The sequence below is a fragment of the Zhongshania aliphaticivorans genome (assembly GCF_902705855.1).
Classification (GTDB): domain Bacteria; phylum Pseudomonadota; class Gammaproteobacteria; order Pseudomonadales; family Spongiibacteraceae; genus Spongiibacter; species Spongiibacter aliphaticivorans_B.
Genome location: NZ_CACSIJ010000001.1, coordinates 178231 through 202581 on the forward strand (window position 1 = coordinate 178231; position 24351 = coordinate 202581).

Sequence of the window (24351 nt, forward strand, 5' to 3'; positions counted from 1 at the left end):
AACTTAACGCTGATAGTGCATTAAGCTGCCTAGCACTCTAGCCAGGGTGTCGCGCATATCTGCACGACGCACGATCATATCAATGGCACCATGCGCCAGCAAAAACTCACTGCGCTGGAATCCAGGCGGCAATTTTTGGCGAATAGTCTGCTCAATAATAGCCGGACCGGCAAAACCAGCACGCGCACCTGGCTCGGCAACATTAATGTCACCCAGCAGGGCCAAACTCGCAGACACTCCACCATAAATTGGGTCGGTCATTACCGACACATAGGGCACGCTGTTTTGCTTAAGGCGCTCTAGCACTGCACTGGTTTTTGCCATTTGCATCAGCGATATGAGCGCTTCTTGCATACGCGCACCACCAGATGCCGAAAAACAGATTAGCGGGCATCGCTCCTTTAAAGCGATATTTGCAGCTTGGGTGAATTTCTCTCCAACTGCCGACCCCATTGAGCCACCGTGAAAATTAAACTCAAACGCAACAACGACAACGGGCTGCTCTTTTACATTCCCCTTGAAGGCGATAAGGGCATCTTTTTCACCGGTCGATTTCTGCGCTGCCGTCAGACGATCACGATATTTCTTTTTGTCTTTAAATTTGAGTCTGTCTACGGGCTCTATGTGAGTAAGGATCTCTTCTCTACCGACTTCGTCCAAAAATAAAGCAATGCGGCGACGCGCGCCAATGCGCATGTGATGATCACATTTTGGACATACATCCTGGTTACTTTCCAACTCAGGACGGTAAAGCACCGCTTCACACTTAACGCATTTTTTCCAAAGACCTTCTGGCACAACACCTTTTGCACCACGACGCTCTTCTGGATCAACCCGTCGCACTCCCGAGGGAAGAATCTTATCTACCCAGCTCATAATTCTTTCCTGTAGTCATTTTTAATCTATTATAAAATGCACGCTGCAAGCAGCTGCATTACTTTACCTTATATACCAACAAATGAGCAGCAGCGCCCGCGTAGGGCAACCGCACTTCAACTATGTCAATCAAGCGTCAATAGCTGCCCGAATTTCGGCAATTAGCATGGCGGCATTCGCCGCACGCTCTGTATTTTTGAGCGCTGGATCAGTTGCCACAATACGTTCAATCAACGCACTGCCGACCACGACCCCTTCGCACAACGGCGCCAATGCGGCGGCAGATACGCCATCTTTAATGCCAAAACCAACCGTAATGGGCAGATTTGTATGGCGCTTAATACTGGCTAGTTTCTCAGTGACCGCCGCTATATTTAAGTGCCCAGCACCCGTTACCCCATTTAAAGATACGCAGTACAAATACCCGCTCGCCAATGACGCGACCTTCTGAATTCTTTCATCGCTCGTTGTTGGTGCCAGCAAAAAGATATTATCTATACCCGCAGCGCGAAGTATTTGGGTTGCTTGCTCCGCCTCTTCCGGTGGCATATCGACCGTGAGCAAACCATCAACACCAGCAGACGACGCTCTATCGGCAAAATTTTGATAGCCCATCCGCTCGATTGGGTTTGCATAGCCCATCAACACCACTGGCGTTGCGGCATCGGTATTGCGAAATTCGGCAACCAACTCAAGCACCATAGTGAGCGTGACCTTGTGCGCCAAGGCGCGCTCATGAGCAAGCTGAATGACCGGGCCTTCAGCCATAGGGTCAGAAAATGGCACGCCGATTTCAATAATATCCGCGCCTTTATTCACTAACTCATGCATTAACGGCACAGTTAACGCAGGCATTGGATCACCTGCAACAATATACGGCACAAGTGCCTTGCGACCGTCTTTTTCTAATTTTGCAAATACAGCAGCTAAACGACTCAAAGTACTTCCCCGCTATTCAATCCCAATGCCGTCAATTGTTGCGACGGTATGAATATCTTTATCGCCACGGCCAGATAAATTGACCACTATGCTTTGTTCTGGGCTCATGGTTTTTGCCAATTTCTCGGCATAAGCCACAGCATGGGCAGATTCCAAAGCAGGCATTATTCCTTCAACCAATGTTAACTTACGAAATGCCGTGAGCGCCTCGTCGTCATTAATGGTGACGTAATTAACCCGCCCCATGTCCTTCAACCAAGAGTGTTCAGGGCCCACGCCAGGATAATCTAAGCCAGCAGACACTGAATGCGTTTCAACAATCTGACCGTCGTCATCTTGCATTAAGTAAGTGCGGTTGCCATGTAAAATACCGGGTATACCGTCATTCAAAGGTGCGGCATGCTGCCCTGTTGCAAGACCATGGCCGCCAGCTTCAACGCCGTACATTGCGACAGATTCGTCATTCAGGAAGGGATGGAAAAGACCGATTGCATTTGAACCACCACCAACACAGGCAACAAGTGCGTCAGGCAGGCGTCCATTTTGTACCAAACACTGCTCACGCGCTTCACGGCCAATTACGGATTGAAAATCTCTTACTAACATCGGGTAAGGATGCGGGCCCGCAGCGGTACCAATGATGTAAAAGGTGTCGTCAACGTGGGTTACCCAATGACGCATCGCCTCATTCATGGCGTCCTTTAACGTTTTAGACCCCGACTTAACCGACACAACCTCTGCACCTAGTAACTTCATGCGATACACATTCAGGGCCTGACGGTGAATATCGTCTTCACCCATAAACACTTGGCAAGTCATACCCAAGCGTGCAGCAACGGTTGCAGAGGCAACACCATGTTGACCGGCGCCGGTTTCCGCAATGACGTGCTTTTTGCCCATGTATTTAGCAAGCAGCGCTTGACCAACGGTATTGTTTACCTTGTGGGCACCGGTATGATTAAGGTCTTCACGCTTTAGATAAATTTGTGCACCACCCACTTCGTTTGACCAACGTTTTGCGTGATAAAGAGGAGATGGTCGTCCCACGTAATGCGCTAAATCATGATCAAACTCGGCCTGAAAATCTGGGTCATTGCGAAGACGCTGATAAGCTGCCTCTAGCTCATCTAACGCAAATATCAGCGTTTCAGAGACGAACCGACCACCATAAATGCCAAAATGTCCGGTCGCATCCGGAAACTGGCTGAAATCTGCTTTACCAAGCTTACTACCCACTCAATCCTCCCGTCGGTCAGCATGGCTAACCGCTTTAATAAATTCTGACATTTTTTGAGCGCACTTTATTCCTGAGGTCTGCTCTACCCCTCCGCTCACATCCAGCCCGTAAGGATGGCAACTTGAAACTGCGGCGGCTGCATTATCTGGCGTCAAACCACCCGCCAATACAATATGATGTTTTAAATCACATGGAATACGGTGCCAATCAAATGACTCACCCGTTCCGCCCGGCACCCCGGGCTTGTAGCTATCTAGTAATAATGCGCTAGCTCTTGCATACGAATTTGCGGCAGCCACTAAATCCAAACCGTCACGCATACGCAATGCTTTCATGTACGGCATAGCCAAAGAGGCGCAGAATTCCGGCGACTCATCTCCATGGAACTGAAGTACATCAAGCGAGCACGATTTGAGTACTTCACGCACTTCTGTAGCATCGGCGTTAACAAATAAGCCGACCTTGCTCACAAAAGGTGGCAACTTCGCGATGATTGCGGCAGCTTGTGCGGAACTAACCGCACGTGGACTTTTTGCGTAAAACACAAAACCCAGCGCATCCGCACCGGCATCAATAGCCGCAAGCGCATCTTCAGCTCGGGTGATACCACAAATTTTTACGCGGGTACGGAACACTTGGATGTACAGCCAGACAATTAACCGGATCGAATACTAACAAATAACAGCACAATTTGTCTGTAGATGGCGTCGTTAACAGGGAAGAAAATCAGGGCCTATGGGTGATTCCGGTAAATCAAAGTGCGCGGGATAGGTCACATCGACCAAATACAAGCCACTTGGCTTTGCGGTAACCCCCCCCTGATTGCGATCTCGGCTAGCTAAGACCTGCTGCGTCCAACCCTGCGGCATTTGTCCACTACCAACGGCAATAAGTACACCAGCGATATTTCTAACCATGTGGTGCAAGAATGCATTGCCACCAATATCGAGTACAACATAGCGACCTCGCCGGCTGACATTCGCAAAATGAATGTTCCGCATTGCGGTTTTAGACTGGCAAGACGCCGCTCTAAATGCACTAAAATCTTGCTCGCCAAGCAAGACTTGGGCTTCGCGATGCATAAGGTCTGCATCGAGGGGTTGATCTACTAAGGTGAGCCCGTCAGCTAAATGAGCGGAACGACGTGCTTGATTGAGAATGATGTAGCGATAGCGCCGCGCCGTCGCAGAAAAACGCGCATGGAAATCCTCGGGAACACGCTTCGCCCAGCGCACCGCGACATCCTTCGGCAGCTTGGCGTTTACACCCGCAACCCAAGCCTTCAGCGACCTCGCGACTGGGGCGTCGAAATGAGCTAATTGGTGGGTAGCATGCACGCCTGCATCGGTGCGACCTGCACAAATGACGGTAACCGGCGTGGCTGCAATAGAGGAAATAGCAGATTGTAGTACATCTTGCACCGTCGCAACACGAGGCTTATCTTGACTTTGCCAGCCACGGTAAGCGCTACCCTGATACTCAAGGGCCATGGCAATCCGGCACCCGACCGGCAGCGGCTCATCCGCAAACCGATCAAAACAACTCATATCATCAATCACACAAATTCTGCCAATGCTCACCGAATATTGTCTAGCAAACCTTGAGCATCAGTTTGTTGCTGAATATCCCCTTCTTGAAGGACTTCCTCGAGCATTTCCCGCGCTCCTTCGCTGTCGCCCATATCAATATAGGCTCTAGCAAGATCAAGTTTTGTCGCGACAGATTCAGAGTCGACCAAAGACTCAAACCCTTCTGCCTCGTCATCACCTGCATCAAACTCGTCAAATACCAAATCCTCTACCGATATGGCACCGCCATCCTCATCCTTGATTAATTCGATACTTGAAGCAGAAGGCTCTACCGTTGCGGCTTCACCACTAAGGGGAGACTGCAGCTCCTCTGGCTCGTCCTCAGAATCATCATCTAAGAAAAAGCTCTCATCAATCTCAAGGTCATCGACATCGACATCGCCGCCATTTGCGTCACCGCTAACCACGGCGCTCGGCATATCAAAATCTGATAAGTCCAGATCCAAGTCATCATCACTTAATTCAGACGCCGGCTCAGCAACACCACCTTCTTCGCTTGGCTCATCCAGCTCCATATCAAACTCAGAGAGGTCGAGATCCAACTCATCATCGCTTACTGATTCAGTACTTAGAGCAGCGCTATCTGCCGCAGTATTTACATCTAGGGCCGGCGCATCAATCTCGGTAATATCCGTGTCGCCCAAACCAGTGCTACCAAGCTCGGCACTTTCAGGCTCTAGTGCCTCAGTGCTAGACGCACTTAATTCGCCGCCATCCAAAGCAACACTACCAAACGCTATATCCTCAGACTCTGGCTCATCCAGATCAAAACCGACAACATCCTCATCCTCAAAGGACAAAATGTCGTCATCTGATCCCGAAACCACACTAGACTGTTCGCTAGGCGCTGGGGTTCCTAAATCGCCTAAATCGACATCCTCAGTTTCAAAACTAATCTCTAACTCTTCGTCATCGGCTTCGATAATGGCTGCAGGGGCTTCACTAGGTTCAGAGGTATCCGCTACTGGGGCTGTGGCCTCACTGGAGGCCGCGCCAAAATCACCTTCAAAGTCGAAATCCAAATCTGCCAAATCGACATCTAAGGACTCTAAGGTGTCAGTATCTGAAGCGTCCGCCTCACCAATTCCAAAAGCATCAACAGACGATATCGTAGAAGCTGCTACACCAGCGCCATCGAGCATGTCATCTAATTCAAAGTCGATATCGCCCTCATCTAACTCGCGCGTTTCAGCGTCATCGCCAATATCAAAATCCAGATCTGCGATTTCATCTGCAACAGCTGTATTTTGAAGTCCCACATTGACGGTGTTGTCGGCGCCAAGTGACGAAACATCATCACCGAGCCAATGACTAACACCCTCAATCGCCGACATCGACTCTTTGACGCGGGAAATAGCCGCGTCGTCATTCAGAGCACGTAGCTCACCGTAGGCAGCCTCAAAATTTTCTTGGTCGCGAGTATCTAAATAGATATCGATAAGTTTTAAGCGTAATTCAATATTCTCAGGGTCCTGCGCAATGGCAGTTTTTAGTAAACTTGCGGCCTGATCGTAACGACCATATGCCACGTAAATCTCAGCCTCAGCAACAACGTCCCCGGTTTGCGGAACAACTGCTGGCGATATCTCAACGCCATCGCCGTCTTCAGCCACTGAACCCTGCTCATCAAATACGGCGCCATCTGCAAATACAACGCCGTCTGATGCCGCGTCTTCCGACACCGAATCATCTTCCAATTTATCAAAGTCGAAGTCTTCGGCGCTGAATACATCGTCGGCGTGCTCTTCCGCAAAAGGTGAAAGCACCTTCTCAGTGCCGTCGTCAAATTCGCCACCACTGGCGAACAGCACCGGAGATTCACTCTCGGCCACCGTCAGCTCATCGTCAAAATCTGCTAAATCAGAGTCGTCATCGTCGGCCTGACGACGTCTAATCACCAGCACCAGCAATGCCAAAAGTGCTAATACAAGACCTGCAAACAGAGCCACATTTTGGTTTATCCAGTTCTTTGCAGTCGCTATAACGCCGGCAGATTCAGGCTCAGCAAGATTTGTAGACTTAACTTGTGCAGATTTTTCGTCGGTCGCATCGCTTTCTGACCCGCCCATTTCCGATGCTACCGCAGCGGCGTCTGACCCGAGCTCAGCACTCTTTGGTAGTGCCGCCAAAGCAGCCTCTTCAAGCTTCGCGAGATTTTCTGTACTCAACTCAGAATTCGGCGGCTGCGCACCACTTTGCATGGCAGCAAGCTGACTGTTTTTAAGGGCAATAAGGCTTTGCAGGGTCTTAATTTGTGCTTCCATCTCGACGACACGACTTTGCATCGCACCATTTTCAAGTTTGGACTTTTCTAAGCTTTCTTGCTCTTCACGTACCTGTGCGCGCAAGGCAGCCACTTCGCCATCAGCCTCTGCCGTGTCGCCGCCGCTACCAATAGAGAATTTAACATCTTGTTCTGCTGATTCAACTTTTGCTGTTTGCTTTTTCTCGGTAGCATCTAGCTGTGGCGCCATGGGGGTAGCGCCTGATTGGGTATTTGTAGAAACAGTATCTGAATTAGTATTTGATGATCTGACGACTCTCTCGCCACGCCACTCCTTTGCCTGGATTCGAATTTCCTCCACAGCAGACTTGTGGTTTATCGCCTTTACTTCAGCCTCGGTCGGCAAACTCAAAACGTAACCCGACTTGAGCTGGTTTACATTACCATTCACAAAGGCCTGTGGATTTTTTTTTACCAAAGCCAACATGGTTTGTTGAGTGGTGACATATGAACTTGGACGATGCTGACTGGCTATACGCCACATCGTGTCTCGGTGCTGAACGCGGTATTCGTTGCTATTTTCGGCCGCCGGCAAACCCTGTCGTTGCTCGATACTACGCGGAACCGGTGCTGCGCGATCAGCAGCGCCAATTGCGCCGCCGAGTTCTCGCGGAGACTCAGTGACCGAAGGCGCGGCTGGTGCAGGTTCGGGTGGTCGGCTTACCGGCGCGACTGTAGCAGTACTAACATCGACGCTTTTAAGCGGAGCCTCATCAGCGTATACAGGTAAATCTAGTAATACCGTATATTCACGAATCATTTTACCGTTGGGCCAGCGCGCCTCAACTATAAAATCGAGATAAGGCTCAACCACCGCGCCAGTAGTGGTCACGATGATACGACCATTTTCGCCGTTTAACAGCTCGACTTTAAACTGCAAAGTAGATAAAAACTGGCTGCGATCTACGCCGGCATTCTCAAAGGCGCTGGCATCTGCAAGCTGTACTTTAATTTGATCTACACTGAGGCCGCCAATATCCCGAAGCGGAATTTCAGCGCGAAATGGCTGATTCAGTGTCGAGTCTAACGCTAATTCACCCAGACCAAGTGCGCTGACTAATCCGCTGTGCAAGGCACCAACCGTCAGTACCACTTTTGCCAGCTTATTTCGCATCATAATGTCACCGTTTGTGTATTAACGTGCCACTCAGCCGCCGCCAAATGACTTGCTCTACTATCTAAGAATATCCATAGGGCAGATACCGCCCACGGCAATCTCTCGCCACTTCTCTAAACAACATGCGTAGATATAAGCTAGATATTGATTTTTATCAAGATTTTAAGCAGCACAATAATGTTATGCACGGCTCCTTTACGAAGATTATCACCGACAACCGTGCAGCGAAAGACCGTTTCATCCTGCCTGTCGGCAATGAATGCTGAAATATCGATGGTTTCGTTATCTTGCAAGCTAACGGGAGACGCTTCGGTAATATCGTCCTGAGGGAATAGGCGAAATTGCTCGCTATCTGCCAGTTTTTGTTTCAAAGCGGATACGTCAACAGGACAATTACAGCTCACACGCAGCATCGCCGTATGGCCGTAAAAAACCGGCACGAGCATTTCGCTCGCTGAAACTGCAACTGTCCCGCCCCCTGAACTCAGTAGACTTGAAAGGCTATGCTCCAGCGCAGCGCCGCTATTCGCCTGTCGCGACAGTACGTTAAAGGCTAGCTGCTGTCCAAAAGGTGACGTCTCGGGAGGCTGCCCATTTAATAAGCGAGCGGTTTCTGCGGCTAAGGTTTCAACACCAAGCCGCCCGCAGACTGACACCGGCTGAGCAATGGCTAAATTTACAGCCCTAACACTAGCCTCTGGCAACAAGCGAAGTAACGCGGCAGCATGACTGCTGACCCCGTCGGCTATGGCGAATAATCGCGACTCACCGTCAAGCTCAACACCGTCGCAGAACACCGCAACATCGCCACGCTGAGCGAGCGTATCGGTGCAGTCAAGAATCACAACACCGGCATCTTCTGCCGCATCAATTATTGCAAAGTCACTAAAGCCTTCGTTCAGGAAAATAGCGGCATCGACGCCGCTAAAATCAGCCGCGCTCGGCTCATATACAGCAACGGGGCGACCGCGATACATCACAGTTTCACCGTCGCCCTCATCGGCAAACGCTTTAATACGCTGAATACCAAATTCCGCATCCGCCAGTGCGGTTAACAGCAACTCGCCCTCAAGACCGCAAGCACCAAAAACCGCAACACAGGTAAATGCCATTACTTAATATCACCCAAAAGAATACGCAACATACGGCGCAACGGCTCTGCCGCACCCCATAATAATTGATCGCCTACCGTAAATGCAGACAGGTATTGATCACCCATATTGAGCTTACGCAAGCGACCTACTGGTACGTGCAATTTTCCTGTCACGGCAGTTGGCGTTAGTTTTGCCAAGGTTTCTGCGCGGTCATTCGGCACCACTTGTACCCAATCGTTGGCAGAGGCAAGAATACTTTCGACCTCGGTGATCGATACATTTTTATTTAGTTTAATAGTCAGCGCTTGGCTATGGCAGCGCATTGCACCAATACGTACACAGTTGCCGTCGATAGCGATAGGTGAATCGGCGCGACCAAGAATTTTATTGGTCTCGGCTTGGCCTTTCCACTCTTCGCGGCTTTGGCCATTTTCTAACTGGGTATCAATCCACGGCAGCAAGCTTCCCGCCAATGCATGGCCAAAATTATCTTTCGGGAAGCTATCGCTGCGCATGGCTTCAGCGACTTTGCGATCGATATCTAAAATATTGGAACGTGGGTCGGCAAGTTCACTAGCGACACTGTCCCGCACCGTGCCCATTTGATTAATCAGCTCGCGCATATTTTGCGCTCCGGCACCACTAGCAGCCTGATAAGTTTGAGCGCTAACCCATTCCACCAAACCTTCGCGAAATAATCCGCCAATCGCCATCAGCATCAAGCTGACGGTACAGTTACCACCAATAAAGTTTTTAACACCGCGGCTTAGACCGTCTTTAATTACATCAAGATTGACCGGATCAAGAATAATGATCGCGTCGTCGTCCATACGCAGTGAAGACGCAGCATCTATCCAGTAGCCGTCCCAACCACCGCTACGCAAGGCAGGGAAAACTGACTTGGTGTAATCGCCACCCTGACAGGAAATAATAATATCCATTGCGGCCAGCGCAGCGATATCGCTGGCGTCTTTCAATGCATCGATATCACGACCAATTTCCGGCCCCTGACCACCTACATTTGAGGTGGTAAAAAATACCGGCTCAATACCATCAAAGTCTTTTTCTTCCAGCATGCGCCCCATTAATACCGAGCCAACCATACCGCGCCAACCTACAAATCCTACTTTTTTCATAATATCTCCTGAATTCTGTTGTGCTGAATTTATGCTGCAGCCAAGGCCGCAATAACGGCGTCGCCCATTTCAACGGTGCCGACCAGGGTGCTACCTTCCGAATAAATATCTGCGGTGCGGAAGCCTTGATCCAATACCGTGCTTACAGCATCTTCAATACGCTGCGCTGCCACTGGTTCGTTAAGCGAATAGCGCAACATCATCGCTACCGACAGAATTGTCGCCAGCGGATTTGCTTTGTTTTGACCTGCAATATCAGGCGCGGAACCATGACATGGTTCATACATGCCTCGGCCATTTACGTCCAATGACGCAGACGGCAACATGCCGATCGAGCCCGTTAACATTGCAGCGGCGTCAGACAAGATATCGCCAAACATATTACCCGTCACCATCACGTCAAATTGTTTTGGCGCGCGGATAAGCTGCATTGCCGCGTTATCAACATACATGTGACTCAGCTCAACGTCGGGATAGTCTTTGGCCATCTCGTCCATGACTTCGCGCCACAACATGGTCACTTCTAAAACGTTGGCTTTATCGACAGAACACAAACGCCCACCGCGCTTTTGTGCCAGCTCAAACGCCACTTTACCAATACGACGAATTTGCGATTCGTTATAAACGTAGGTGTTGTAGCCTTCACGCTCGCCGTTCTCTAATTCACGAATACCGCGCGGCTGGCCAAAGTAAATACCGCCCGTCAGCTCGCGAACAATAAGAATATCTAAACCAGCTACAAGCTCCGCTTTTAAGGACGAGGCACCGGCAAGCTGCGGGTATAAAATTGCGGGACGCAAATTACCAAACAGATCCAAGCGTTTGCGAATTTCAAGCAAACCTGCTTTCTCAGGACGCTCTGCCGGCGGCAATTTATCCCACTTGGGGCCACCTACCGCACCAAGCAATATCGCATCTGCTTTTTCACAAATTGCGAAGGTCTCTGCCGGCAAGGCGCTACCGTGAGCGTCAATTGCCGAACCGCCTACTAAAGCATGCTGCAATAATAAACCTAAATCTTGAGCCTTATTAACCCATTCCAACACTTTGGCGGCTTCGGCCATGATTTCATGGCCAATACCATCACCCGGTAATACCGCAATGTTTCTTTGCTGACGTTCAGTCACGTTAATTTCCTTTCTAAATATATAAATTTTTTATAGCTGCGCTTTTCAGTTAAATGCCGTGCTCCCGAAACAGCCATGGCGATTTTTGCTGCCACTTAGATTCAAAGACGCGAATATCGTCCGCGTCCTGCAAGGTCAAACCAATATCATCAAGACCGTTCAGCAAACAATGTTTACGGAAGCTATCTACTTCAAAGCCGATGGTCTCGCCTGCTGGCGTAATAACATGCTGCGCGGCTAAATCTACTTTTAAGGTAAACCCTTCTTCGGCGTACATGGCGGCAAACAGTTCATCGACTTTTTTTGCTGGTAATACAATAGGCAAAACGCCATTCTTAAAGCAATTGTTAAAGAATATATCGGCAAAACTTGGGGCAATCACACAACTAAAACCATAATCTTCCAGCGCCCACGGTGCGTGCTCGCGGCTTGAGCCACAACCAAAATTCTCACGTGCAACAAGAATAGACGCGTTTTTATAACGCGGAAAATTGAGCGGGAACTCTGGATTCAGCGGACGTGCGGAGCTATCTTGCCCCGGCTGCCCTTCATCTAAATACCGCAGCTCATCAAATAAGTTGGGACCAAAACCGCTGCGCTTTATCGACTTTAGAAACTGCTTAGGAATAATCATATCGGTATCGACATTGGCGCGATCCATCGGCGCCACAATACCGTCAAGAACTGTAAATGCTTTCATCATTAACTCCTTAGATCCAATCCCGCACGTCGACAAAATGACCAGCAATGGCTGCCGCTGCTGCCATAGCTGGACTAACCAAATGCGTGCGTCCACCAAAGCCTTGACGGCCTTCAAAGTTGCGGTTCGATGTTGATGCGCAGTGTTCGCCGGCGCCGAGCTTATCGGCATTCATAGCCAAACACATAGAGCAACCAGGCTCACGCCACAGCAAGCCTGCATCGAGGAATATTTTATCTAGGCCTTCCGCTTCAGCCTGTTTCTTAACCAGGCCAGAACCAGGTACAACCATTGCTTCTTTAACATTGGCCGCCACGGTCTTACCGCGAACCACCGCCGCAGCTTCACGCAAATCTTCAATCCGCGAATTGGTGCAAGAACCGATAAACACACGGTCGAGCTTGATATCAGTAATCGCCTGCCCAGCAGTTAGTCCCATATAATGCAGAGCGCGCTCACAACCACTTCGCTGAGCTGGGTCGGTATAATCATTTGGGCTTGGCACCATACCACTCACCGGTAATACCATTTCTGGGCTAGTACCCCAGGTCACCTGCGGCAAAATTTCAGCGCCGTTAAGTACCACGGTTTTATCGAATATTGCATCGTCATCACTATGCAGGGTATTCCAATACTCCAGCGCCAGTTGCCATTCACTGTCATTTGGCGCAAAAGGGCGACCTTTAACGTAATCGATAGTGATTTCATCAACAGCCACCATACCCACACGAGCACCGCCCTCAATGGCCATATTACAAATGGTCATGCGGCCTTCCATAGACAGCTTCCGAATAACATCGCCGCCAAACTCAATCGCGTAACCGGTGCCGCCTGCAGTGCCGATTTTACCGATAATGGCCAGCACAACATCTTTCGCTGTTACGCCAGCACCGAGTTCACCGTCCACTCGCACCAACATATTTTTACTTTTCTTTTGAATCAGGCACTGGGTGGCAAGTACGTGCTCTACCTCAGAAGTACCGATACCGTGGGCCAATGCGCCCAACGCGCCGTGAGTTGCGGTATGTGAATCACCGCACACCACCGTCATGCCCGGCAGAGTTGCACCCTGTTCAGGACCAACTACGTGCACAATGCCTTGGCGCACGTCATTGATTGAGAATTCGGTAATTCCAAATTCATCACAATTTTCATCTAGGGTTCGCACCTGTATCCGCGACACTTCATCGGCAATTGCCTCTACGCCGCCGCTACGCTCAACAAGCTCGGTCGGCACATTGTGATCTGGGGTCGCGATATTCGCCCCAACTCGCCACGGCAAGCGACCAGCCATACGGAGCCCTTCAAAGGCCTGCGGCGAAGTCACTTCATGTACCAAGTGGCGATCGATATACAGCAGTGCCGTACCGTCATCACGCTCTTTTACCAGATGCGCATTCCACAGTTTGTCGTAAAGCGTTTGTCCAGCCATAATTCTGCCCCATGTCGTTCTACCCTGAGCCTATTCAGGGTATTTACTAAGTCGGTGATATCAGCGCTGCAAGCAGTGAGTTATCAGAACCGCAATACTACGCAGCACAATCAAATAACACAAATTCATATTTTTCATTATTTGCATTCCAATATGGAATGATAATATGCTGACGCCCATGGATACCGACTCGTTAAAAGCCTTTCTTGCCGTTGCCGATCAGCAGTCTTTTTCGCTGGCCGCCGAACAGCTATACATCACTCAACCGGCGGTGAGTAAGCGGATCGCAGCGTTGGAAAACCAACTGAACTGCAAATTGTTTGACCGCATTGGTCGCAATGTCCACCTTACCGAAGCAGGACAAGCCCTGCTCCCGCAAAGTCGTCGCATTCTTCAAGATATTAAAGAAGCTGTTCGCAGCATTCAGGATTTACGCGGCAATGTCAGTGGCCGTTTATCGATGGGAATCAGCCATCATATTGGCCTGCATCGCCTGCCACCCATTTTGCGCCAATACAGCCAACAATACCCTGACGTTAAGCTCGACATCGATTTTATGGATTCGGAGCAAGCTCACCAGCTTATCTTGCACGGGGAAATGGATTTAGCGGTAATCACCCTTTCTCCCACCGGCGAGCAGCAATTGCAGTCTATGCCGGTGTGGGAAGATCCACTTACCGTCACCGTTGCTCATAACCATCCGCTCGCGCAATACCGCAGCGTTAACGCTGAAATGCTCAGCCAGCACACCGCTCTGCCACCTGGTCTTAACACCTATACAGGGCAAATCATTAAGGATTTGTTTGATCAACGCGGTTTAAGCATGAATATCGGCATGTCTACCAACTACCTCGAAACCATCAAGGTGATGGTCAGTATTGGCCTCGGCTGGAGCATATTGCCGCTAACCCTATTAGACGACAGCGTGATAGCACTTGAATGGGAAGGACAGGCACTGAGTAGAACCTTGGGCTGTGTTCATCACCGCAATCGCAGCCTGTCTAACGCCGCCGAAGCCTTTATAGAGTTGCTGCGAACGGCAAGTAAAGAGAGTTTTGGCTAACGCAAAACTGGTCGCAATTTTTCTAATAAATTGAACATTTGTTCAGAGGTATCCGCATCGAGGTAAATCCCTTCATCATCGAGCGCGACTATATCAACATCTTCACTACTCGCCGCAGAGATCACAGATCGCGCGCCTTCGTCGCCTCCTAAGCAGCTTAATGCAGGCCAAAATTGACGACCAAAGGCAACGGGGTGACCTCGCCGCCCTGCACATTGTGGAATCACAATACGGTTTGATGCAGCTCGGGCTGCAACACGACGTATGGACTCGACTCGGAGCAACGGTAAGTCCGCCGGCATAATCAAAAGTGATTCAGACTTTGATTGCTGCATCAGTGTACTGACTGCATCAGCAATACTTGCTCCCATGCCCTGCTCTGCATTTGGAGTAAAAATACAGGGTGCATCAATCTGGGCGGAAACGTCGTCAGCAGAGTCAAGCACGACACTCACATCAAGACCGGCTTTTCGGCCGCGACGAACCAAGGCATTAATTAGCACGCCGCCATGTGGTAACACCGTAAACCGTTTATCCGCCTCACCAAACCGACGGCTTTTACCCGCAGCCATAATAATAAGTGCTGAGGTCATAGACTCACCTGCCTGTTACAGCGTTTACTTTAGACACGGAAGCCCTTAGCTGGGTAAGCTGCGCCATAATCGCTAGCGCAATTTCCATCGCAGATTTACTGCCTATATCCAGCCCGACTGGCGCGTATAAACGGTCAATTTGTTCATCACTAATATCTAATTGCTTAAGACGCAGCCGACGCTTTTCAGAGGTTCGCACAGACCCAAGCGCACCAACGTAAAATAGTGATTCAGTGAGTGCTTGCATCAATGCCATATCATCAATTCTGGGATCGTGGGTTAAGGTGATAACAGCTGTATACGGATCGGCAAACTCACTTACCGCATCGTCTGGCATCGCGCCACTCAATTCAGCACCACTGACTGCCCACTGCTCTCGCCGATCCTCACGGGGATCGCACACAATCACTCGGTAGTCCATTGCCAAGGCAATTTCAGAAATGCATCGAGCCAGCTCATTAGCGCCAATTAACAGCAAACGATATCTGGGGCCAAAATCCTGAATCAAGGCGTTATCGGTAATGGTTAGCGGTTCACACTTACTTATGTCTTCTAGTACCCACTCACCACTATAAAGATCAACGCGGCGACGTTTCGCCTGCCGTTTTTCAAAAGCCTCGCACAGAGCGGCCAGCATAGTACAACGTTCTGCAGACGCCATTAGCGGCTCAATTAATATCTGCATTCTGCCACCGCACGGCAAACCAAAACGCTCATTTTCTTCCGCACTCACACCGTACTCAAGAATCTCCGGCTGCGACGTCGCCAAGGCTCCTCGCTGCAATTTATCAAGCAGCTCATCCTCAATGCAGCCACCCGACAAGGACCCAAAGACCACTGCATCGCTATTCATAACCAGCATTGATCCCAATGGCCGCGGCGACGCACCAAAGGTTTTTACGATGGTGCACAGCCAGCCCGACTCCCCTTTACTAAGAAACTCAAGCGCTGCACCAAGTACAATCTGTTCAATACTTTTCACTAATCACTGCATCCAAGAAATTCAATAGGCAAAAAAAACGCCGCTTGCGCGGCGTTAATAAATTACCCTAAAGAGACACCCTAGTACCAGCGGTAAGTCGCCTGTAAAGCAATAGTGCGCGGTGCATCAATAAAGCCGTAATGGCCTATCGAACCGAAAGTGCTACTAGATAGCGGCGTGTCATTTGAGTAAGAAATAGTAGTTTCATCTGTCACATTCTTAACCAAAATCGCAGCATCCCAACCAGCCGCAACGTCAGCCAAAGAGAAACGCAAATTCGCTTTTATATACGCGTCCTGCTTCTGACTTGGGTCTAAATTTTGTGACGAGTTGTAAGCGCCTGTAAAAACAAAGTCTGCACCACCACGGAACTCAAGATCCTTAGATACCATCGTGGTGTAAACAAATGTCAGGTTACCCGAATAATCGGCAACATATTGGTTGGTTTTACCTTTGTAGTCACAATAAGGATTACCATCAACCACATAATCGACTGACTGCCCTTGGTAACACTGGCCATTAGCAAACTCTGTAAACTCAAAGTCCAAGAAGGCTAATGCGCCCGTCATCATGAGGTTCTCGGTCAACGCCATACGACCATCTAATTCTAAGCCCATTGTGGTCGCTGCCCCAGCGTTACCCACGTTGAAACCCAGTGTTCCATCAAAAATACTTACCTGAAGATCATCATATTTAGTGTAGAACGCAGCGACGTTAAGTTCTGCAGCACCATCTAGCAATGTGGTTTTAGCGCCGAGTTCAAAACTGGTCGCCTTTTCATCGTCATACTCAAAGCTACCGTCAATTTCAGGAGCCGCCGGACGATTTTTACCACCACCTGGCGATGCATTTGACCGAGCATCAAATCCGCCAGACTTATAGCCAATACTTGCCGTGGCATACAACATAACATCGTCACTCCAGTCATGCTGAAGGTTCAGCGATGGCGCCAAATTGCCACCCGAACGATCGCCGCTCAAATCATGACGCTCAGCAGAGAAGTTTTTTGCGACAACAGTATCAACCTCCCCGATGTCACGACTTTGCCCTGTAGTAATATCAGTTAAATCAAGGCTACGGCTACCTTCCTTCTCTTCATATGAATAGCGTAAACCCAGTGTTGCGCGAGTCAAGTCGGTTACGTTCCATGTCGCCTGAATAAAGCCAGAAAGTAGCTTGGTATCTGACGAAAAATTACGCGGCGTGCCCAAATTAATTATCTCAGTACCGGCATCACCTATCCCAGACACGGGCAAACCTAATGGACCACCAATGATGTCACCATCAAGCGGCGACTCACCACGTCCACCGCCCTCTAATGCATCAGCACCATTTAACAATGTGGGCAATATGTCACTTCCAACCCTAATACTATCGAAAAAATCCAAAGAACTTTGCTGATAGAACGCGCCCGCTATAAATTCAAAATCCTCGCCTACTGGAGATACCCAGCGAACTTCCTGGCTAAACTGTGAATACTCCTCTTCGGCAGCAACGCTAAACACTTCCGCACCAGTAAAGTCACAGTCGCATAGCTCAGATGTTTCATAACCCAGAATACCGGTGATAAACGTAAAGGTATGATCGCCCCATGCGTAGTCAACATTTAACGTCACGTTATGAGTGTCGTTATAACTATAATCTCCGTTTGAAGAACGCTTGTAATCCTGTTTGTTGTTAAGTACCGAAGAATCCGCGTCAACCGTGCCTAAAAGACCACCCGGGCCAACCTCAAAATTATCAAGGATTTGAGCATAGGTCCTACCTTCGAATGTCGAGTCCGTAGAAGGATTATCATTGATAATCTCAATCTGGCGACCATTGACATCAAACTGACCAACTTCCAGCTTCAACGCCGCGGTTAGATTTGCCGTCGCATCCCATTCAAAAATAGCACGAATAGTTTGCTCATCTCGCTCTGGCTCATCGCGGTTAAGAGTGAGGTTTTCCATATAACCATCAGTTTGACGCTTACGAATTGCCAAACGAGCACCAACGGTATCCGTCATCGCTCCCGACATTACGAGATCAAGCACTCGCTCATTGGTTTCGACTTCATAAGTACCAGAAACCATACCTTCAAATTCTTGGCTTGGACGCGCAGATACTAAACTCAAGGCGCCTGCAATACTGTTTTTACCAAATAGAATATTCTGTGGGCCACGTAAAACCTCTACACGCGCCAAGTCGAGAAATGGAGCACGTGACAGTTGCGCACGTCCGTAGCTAACGCCGTCAAAATACATACCCACAGACTGTTCAAAGCCTGGGTTAATACCAGAACCAATACCGCGAATATAAATATTGGTACCAATGCCGGTTTCAGACATTGTTAGGTTAGGTACATAGGCTTGCAAATCCTCAACCTTACCAATACCTGCCTCCATCATTTTCTCGCCAGACACGGCGTTAACGGAAACGGGAACATCTTGTAAACTTTCCGCCCTTATCGTGGCTGTAACAATCACCTCCTCAAGTACAGGAGCGGCGACAGAGTATGAGGAGCACAACACAATAGCAGTTGCTATTGCGGAACGGCGAAAACCAAAATCAGGACTTTTTAAGGTCATGAGACCTCCAGGTGCGATAGTTTTATATTTATGGGGTCAACCAATAGCAGCGAATGCTAATAGCGACCTAATCTCAAAATGATTCATATGTTAGATACAAACCAAAATGTGTGCATTGAAAACATAACGCATTATGTGGAATAGTTCAATGACTTAGCATCTTTTAAATAATTAAACTCTATTAACGATACCGATATGAACCAAGCATAAAAAAAGAGCGCGATTCACATCGCGCTCTTTATATTTACTACGTTTTTCCCTTTAACTTAGGTACTTACCAACGATAAGCCACCTGCACAGCAACGCTGCGTGGCCGCTCAATAAACGCATAATGACCGATGCTACCAAAGCTGCTATTTGCTAACGGAACATCGTTTGAGTAAGAAACCACGTCTTCGTCAGTTAGGTTTTTACCGATAAGCGCGACTTCCCAACCGGACTTCACATCGGCAATCGCTAAGCGCATATTCACTTCAACATAGCCATCTTGCTCCTGACTAGGATCCAAGTTTTGCGAAGAATTGTAATCATCGGTAAAGGTGAAATCAGTTCCTGCACGAAACTCCATGGCATCGCCAAATGCCTTGGTGTAAACAAGGCCGACATTACCTGAATAATCTGCTACGTACTGATTAGTCTTACCTTTGTAGTCACAATAGTTAACACCACTAACCGTAGAGTCCGGCGTTTGCCCCTGATAGCACTGACCATTTTCAAAATCAGTAAACTCAAAATCAAGGAAGGCCAAAGCCCCGGTTAGTAACAAGTTATCTGTTAGCGCAAAACGGCCATCAAGTTCGATACCCTTGGTTTCTGCCGCCCCTGCATTGCCAACATTAAAACCGAGGGTGCCATCAAAAATACTGACTTGAAGGTCATCATACTTAGTAAAGAAGGCGGCGATGTTCAACTCGCCTCGACCATCCATAAAGCTGGTTTTTGCACCAATTTCAAAGCTAGTCGCCTGCTCTTCATCATATTCAAATGACCCCGATATCGATGCACCAACTGGGTTGGGTGCCGCACTTGGGGACGCATTAGAACGCGCATCGAAGCCGCCCGATTTATGGCCGCGACTTGCTGTTGCGTAGGCCATTACATCGTCGTTTACATCAAACTGCACGTTTAAAGATGGCGCCAACTTACCACCGCTTTGACTGCCCTTTAGATCGTGTCGTTCGATTTTAAACAAGCTCGCCAACACACCATCAACCGTACCAATTGGGCGTTCAGTACCCGCAAGATCGGCAACCGTTAAGCTGCGAGAGCCATCTTTAGTTTCATCGGAATACCGCAGGCCTAGCGTCGCTCTTAGGCGATCAGTAGCATTCCATGTTGTTTGCCAAAATACCGACCATAACTCAGCGTCACTAGTAAAATAACGCGGTGTTGTCGTGTTAGCAATTGCCGCACTTGCCGCGCCAGCTGACGCATCAGCATCTGCAGGTGACGCCCCAGCAGCTATTGCCTGCCCACGAACCCTAGAAAACACGGCTGCCGGAAGAATTCCAGAATCAATCACGATGCTATCGTAAAAATCCAAATTGCTTTTTTGATAATACACGCCGCCAATATGTTCAAAAGTACCGCCTGCTGCGGAAACCCAGCGCACTTCTTGGCTATATTGGTCGTAATCTTCTTCAAACGGTACGCTGAACACTGGCGCGCCGGTAAAGTCACAATCACACAGCTCGTCAAACTCGTACTGTAATAAGCCAGTGATAAACGTTAGCGTGCTTTCACCCAAAGCGTAATCAACATTCAACGTAATGTTTTTAGTACGGTTATTACTGTAATCCCCGTTAGAAGAGCGTTTGTAATCCTGTGTTGTATTTAGAACCGAAGGGTCGGCACCAAAACTTCCCGCCAACGCTTGTGAATACGTCGCGCCACCCAGCGCCGCCGACGGCTGATCGTTTACAATTTCTACCTGCCTCCCCAACACATCGAACTTACCTAATTCCAATTTAAGCATCGCTGTGAGGTCAGGTGTTGCATCCCAATCTAAAATAGCTCGGATCGTCGATTCATCTCGCTGCGGTTCGTCACGGTTTAAGGTCAAATTTTCGATATAGCCATCAAACTCACGTTTACGTATGGCAATACGACCACCCAACGTATCGGTAATAGGTCCAGACACCACAAAATCGACTATCTTTTCGCCATGATCAGGTTCGTATAAACCCGTAATCATGCCCTCCTGCTCTTGTCCAGGCCGCGCAGACACTAAGCTTAAAGCCCCTGCAATACTGTTTTTACCATATAGGATATTTTGCGGACCACGTAGAACTTCAACTCGGGCTAAATCTAAAAATGGCGCGCGAGTTAATTGCGCACGGCTATAAGACACTCCGTCAAAGTACATACCGACGGACTGCTCAAAACCTGGGTTAACGCCTGAACCAATCCCGCGAATATAAATATTGGTGCCTATGCCCGTCTCTGACATAGACAAATTAGGCACATAGGCTTGGAGGTCTTCGATTTTATCGATGCCTGCCTCCTGCATTTTCTCGCCAGCCATCGCATTTACCGATACCGGCACGTCCTGCAGGCTTTCGGTTCTAAGTGTAGCCGTGACCAGCACCTCCTCTAAGGCTGGTGCAGCATAAACTGAGGAATTTGCACACAGGCCAATAGCTAGCACCAAAGGTGCTACGCGAAAATTAACCACACGCTGTTTTGTCATTTAAGACTCTCCCGATGATATTTATTTTAATTATTCAACCGCTACCTATTAAGCACTAATTAAGTACCCAATAGTAAGGGTTGATAGTGAGTTTAGTCGGTATTTCACAGAAGTAAAATGCGGATTACCGCTATGCTCGCACCTGAATGGCACAACAAATGCTACGAATAGTAGGTCGGTTCAGATCAGCTAACCGTTAACAAAGCCCCAATAGGGTGCCCTGTCGACAAAATCAGAAAATACCGAGATTCAAGCCCGCGGCAAAGGCGGCGCCCAACTCTTCGGCCTTAGTAACAGCGCTGGCATCAGGACTACCCTTGCTAATCACCGGCTCGCAGACTGAACGCCACGAATAGCCCCGTGCAATACGCTCGAAGTGCTGTAGCGCATTAGCGCCGTCGTTGCCCGTACAAATAAACACGCCATAGGGCAGGACTATTTGTCGTTCAATCACGGGGTAAAAAGTACGATCAAAAAAGTCCTTCATCCCCCCCGCAATCGCGCCAAAATTTTCTGGAAAGAATAGTAAAACGCCATCACACCAAATTAAATCACGGGTTCCTGCCTCGGCTGCACGCAGTAAGCGAACATCTACATCAGGCTCAGCATCGCAAGCAGCCCTGCTTGTGACATGGGCCAAACTTTCGTTTCTGCCCGATTGACTGTGGTATACAATCAGCAAATGCTTTGTTTCTGCTTTAGCCACAATTACGCTCTCACCGTTTTATTTAGCATCTGATAAACCTATGAAAGCACGGCGCCAGATCTATATACAAGGCCGCACTGGCAACTCACAAACACGAACCACTGGATTCTTATGAAATATCTCCACACCATGATTCGAGTAAAAGACCTCGACGCATCAATGCATTTTTACTGCGAAGTACTCGGCTTAAAAGAAGTGAAGCGTTATGACAGCGAAAAAGGTCGCTTTAGCCTCATTTATCTCGCCGCATCAGATGACGCCGAAGCAGCAAAAATAAGTAACACACCCACTATAGAATTAACCTACAACTGGGATAGCGAAGACTATCAAGGCGGTCGAAATTTTGGTCATCTGGCATTTGCCGTTGACAACATTTACGCTAGCTGCCAAAAACTCATGGACGCCGGCGTTACCATCAACCGTCCACCCAGAGATGGCCATATGGCCTTTGTGCGCTCGCCCGATCAAATCTCGATAGAACTGCTGCAACGCGGCGACGCACTTGCATCGCAAGAACCGTGGTTATCGATGCCGAATACTGGCGAATGGTAAGGTCAAAAACCTAACACTGCTAATACAGGACTTCAGCATAACAACCACGTCCGCCGAAGCCCCGTGCATGACGTTCATTTACAGGTATAAATTGACGACCTTATACCTCATTCAAATTCAGCTAACCTAGGCTGTTTAAACATCGCACCGCCGTAGATTAAATAGACTGGGTTTCCTTCTGCATAGGTCGTCACTAGGAAGTCGTCAAAGCCATCGACATTAATATCCCCTGCAGGCGATATCGACTTAAATCGATCGTACCTAAACCAAGAAACATGGTTTGAAATCTTATCTTCGCCTTTAAATATTTTTTCCGGCAATACTATTTTTTCCGGCAGATCTGCTGCGCCATAAATAATATAAAAATCATTGTGCGCTCTATTGCTGTAAGACCGGTACACAGCAATATCGTTGAAACCATCACCATTAATATCGCCAAGGGTGGTCACCCTTTTAATAAACTCACCTTCGATGCGCAAATGCCGTGCAGTATCAGCAGAAAGGTGTTGACCAAGATTTGGGCCGCCATAAACAATGACAACAAATTCCTCACCTAAGTAAGTATAATTTTCGCAGCCAACAGCAATGTCGTCATAGCCATCTCCGTTAATGTCAGGTATGACCGTTGAGTATTCGCCAAACCCCACCTCCTCTTCGCCGCCCCAGCTTATTGTTGTGGCCCGAGGAATTTGATCTGACTCAAGATTAATCTCATTGTCTTTTGCCAATGACGCCCCACCATAAAATAGAACGGCCTTCCCTTTCGATACCGTCCCCCTCTCAAATGCAAAATCAGAAACAATAAAGTCACTAAATCCGTCACCATTAACATCTCCAGACGAATTCTGAAGATGGCTAGCCCAAGCACTGCTGAAATAATCTTCGGAGGGATAAAACCTATAGTAATCGGCAATATCATCGGAGGTCGGCAGTCTGCTTGGATTCTGCGCCCCCGGAATAATCATTAACGATCGGCCAATGGCAAAATTAAAGTCGGGAATCAAGTCACCATTAATATCACCCACACTTGTAGATCCGACGACGTGATCGTAATAAAAATCGCTCTGAAATGTGTTTTGCGCTAAACCGATCGAAGAATTGCCTGCCAAGATTTGCGCCTGAATATCGCTTACCTCTTGCCCTCCAAATACNATAACGGTTCCGCTACCACTTAGCAGAAGATCATTGAAGCCATCATTATTAAAATCATCTGCTTTTCCAATAGCTCGTAATGACCGAAAAGATTGATCCGCATAGTCATCACTTGGCAGCCATCGAAATGCAAAACCATAGGGGTTAACAAAAGGAGCATCGCCTTCAGAAAGAGTGACTAATGCTGGCAGCGAGGTCTGCCCATATACAATTGCAACATCTAGAGGTGAGGTGTAATCAGGGTTTCGTTGAATAGCAAAATCATCTGCCCCGTCGCCGTTAAAATCACCGAGTCCCAGTGCTGCAGGTACAGGATCAAAGGGAATATACCCATCATTTCCAGTTAAAATAAATTTTGTGTGTTTTAAGGATTTGCTTTCAATTGCATCCATAAAACTAGAAGAGTAGAAATAAACTTTTAATTGATAATGAAAGATCGTCTCTTCTCGGATTTTTTTCTTATTTTCTATATCGAGTTCACGTAAACGCACCACGACCTGGTCGAGACCTGTA

Annotated in this window: 18 protein-coding genes; 2 read left to right on the forward strand and 16 right to left on the reverse strand. The window is 48.5% G+C overall.

The annotated features are described in order from the left end of the window. Positions 1 to 3: 3 nt before the first annotated feature. The 11 genes from accD to leuC form a co-directional block, all read right to left on the reverse strand. Positions 4 to 876 (reverse strand): acetyl-CoA carboxylase, carboxyltransferase subunit beta, encoded by an 873-nt coding sequence (accD, locus tag GVJ32_RS00815; protein ID WP_159238160.1) that lies wholly within the window; start codon positions 874 to 876, stop codon positions 4 to 6. 129 nt (positions 877 to 1005) lie between these two features. Further along, positions 1006 to 1815, reverse strand: coding sequence for a tryptophan synthase subunit alpha (trpA, locus tag GVJ32_RS00820; protein WP_159238161.1), 810 nt, complete (start codon positions 1813 to 1815; stop codon positions 1006 to 1008). A gap of 12 nt (positions 1816 to 1827) precedes the next feature. Beyond that, on the reverse strand, positions 1828 to 3051 hold the full coding sequence (gene trpB, locus GVJ32_RS00825; RefSeq protein WP_159238162.1) for a tryptophan synthase subunit beta: 1224 nt from the start codon (positions 3049 to 3051) through the stop codon (positions 1828 to 1830). Further along, on the reverse strand, positions 3052 to 3687 hold the full coding sequence (locus tag GVJ32_RS00830) for a phosphoribosylanthranilate isomerase (protein ID WP_159238163.1): 636 nt from the start codon (positions 3685 to 3687) through the stop codon (positions 3052 to 3054). 75 nt (positions 3688 to 3762) lie between these two features. After that, positions 3763 to 4611 (reverse strand): tRNA pseudouridine(38-40) synthase TruA, encoded by an 849-nt coding sequence (truA, locus tag GVJ32_RS00835; RefSeq protein ID WP_353652890.1) that lies wholly within the window; start codon positions 4609 to 4611, stop codon positions 3763 to 3765. A gap of 17 nt (positions 4612 to 4628) precedes the next feature. Next, complete coding sequence (locus tag GVJ32_RS00840) at positions 4629 to 8042, reverse strand: FimV/HubP family polar landmark protein (protein ID WP_159238164.1); 3414 nt, start codon at positions 8040 to 8042, stop codon at positions 4629 to 4631. A 137-nt stretch (positions 8043 to 8179) separates the two neighbouring features. Next, complete coding sequence (locus tag GVJ32_RS00845; protein ID WP_159238165.1) at positions 8180 to 9154, reverse strand: Asd/ArgC dimerization domain-containing protein; 975 nt, start codon at positions 9152 to 9154, stop codon at positions 8180 to 8182. Beyond that, a complete protein-coding gene (gene asd, locus GVJ32_RS00850) occupies positions 9154 to 10272 on the reverse strand; it encodes an aspartate-semialdehyde dehydrogenase (protein ID WP_159238166.1) in 1119 nt (372 codons plus the stop codon). The genes GVJ32_RS00845 and asd overlap by 1 nt, the downstream gene beginning before the upstream one ends. 29 nt (positions 10273 to 10301) lie before the next feature. Beyond that, positions 10302 to 11399, reverse strand: coding sequence for a 3-isopropylmalate dehydrogenase (leuB, locus tag GVJ32_RS00855; RefSeq protein WP_286187463.1), 1098 nt, complete (start codon positions 11397 to 11399; stop codon positions 10302 to 10304). A 49-nt stretch (positions 11400 to 11448) separates the two neighbouring features. Continuing rightward, the gene (gene leuD / locus GVJ32_RS00860; RefSeq protein ID WP_159238167.1) at positions 11449 to 12099 is read right to left on the reverse strand and encodes a 3-isopropylmalate dehydratase small subunit; all 651 of its coding nucleotides are present in this window, start codon (positions 12097 to 12099) and stop codon (positions 11449 to 11451) included. Positions 12100 to 12109: 10 nt separating this feature from the next. Beyond that, positions 12110 to 13531, reverse strand: a complete 1422-nt coding sequence (gene leuC / locus GVJ32_RS00865; RefSeq protein ID WP_159238168.1) for a 3-isopropylmalate dehydratase large subunit — start codon at positions 13529 to 13531, stop codon at positions 12110 to 12112. Between the two features lie 178 nt (positions 13532 to 13709). Between leuC and GVJ32_RS00870 the strand changes: the two genes are divergently transcribed. Further along, positions 13710 to 14594 carry a LysR family transcriptional regulator gene (locus GVJ32_RS00870; RefSeq protein ID WP_159238598.1) on the forward strand — a complete coding sequence of 295 codons (885 nt, stop codon included), beginning with the start codon at positions 13710 to 13712 and terminating at the stop codon, positions 14592 to 14594. Here GVJ32_RS00870 and GVJ32_RS00875 read toward each other — a convergent pair. The 5 genes from GVJ32_RS00875 to GVJ32_RS00895 form a co-directional block, all read right to left on the reverse strand. Beyond that, positions 14591 to 15187 carry a nucleotidyltransferase family protein gene (locus tag GVJ32_RS00875; protein ID WP_159238169.1) on the reverse strand — a complete coding sequence of 199 codons (597 nt, stop codon included), beginning with the start codon at positions 15185 to 15187 and terminating at the stop codon, positions 14591 to 14593. The two genes, GVJ32_RS00870 and GVJ32_RS00875, sit on opposite strands and share 4 nt — an antisense overlap. A gap of 4 nt (positions 15188 to 15191) precedes the next feature. Next, entirely contained in the window at positions 15192 to 16169 is a 978-nt protein-coding gene (locus GVJ32_RS00880; protein WP_235034991.1) for an XdhC family protein, read from the reverse strand. Between the two features lie 80 nt (positions 16170 to 16249). Then, positions 16250 to 18739: a TonB-dependent receptor gene (locus GVJ32_RS00885; RefSeq protein ID WP_159238170.1), complete on the reverse strand. Its 2490-nt coding sequence runs from the start codon at positions 18737 to 18739 to the stop codon at positions 16250 to 16252. Between the two features lie 274 nt (positions 18740 to 19013). Further along, positions 19014 to 21428: a TonB-dependent receptor gene (locus tag GVJ32_RS00890; RefSeq protein WP_159238171.1), complete on the reverse strand. Its 2415-nt coding sequence runs from the start codon at positions 21426 to 21428 to the stop codon at positions 19014 to 19016. A 232-nt stretch (positions 21429 to 21660) separates the two neighbouring features. Continuing rightward, positions 21661 to 22134 (reverse strand): flavodoxin family protein, encoded by a 474-nt coding sequence (locus GVJ32_RS00895; protein WP_159238172.1) that lies wholly within the window; start codon positions 22132 to 22134, stop codon positions 21661 to 21663. A 111-nt stretch (positions 22135 to 22245) separates the two neighbouring features. Between GVJ32_RS00895 and gloA the strand changes: the two genes are divergently transcribed. After that, a complete protein-coding gene (gene gloA / locus GVJ32_RS00900) occupies positions 22246 to 22686 on the forward strand; it encodes a lactoylglutathione lyase (RefSeq protein WP_159238173.1) in 441 nt (146 codons plus the stop codon). The last annotated feature ends 1665 nt before the right edge of the window (positions 22687 to 24351 follow it).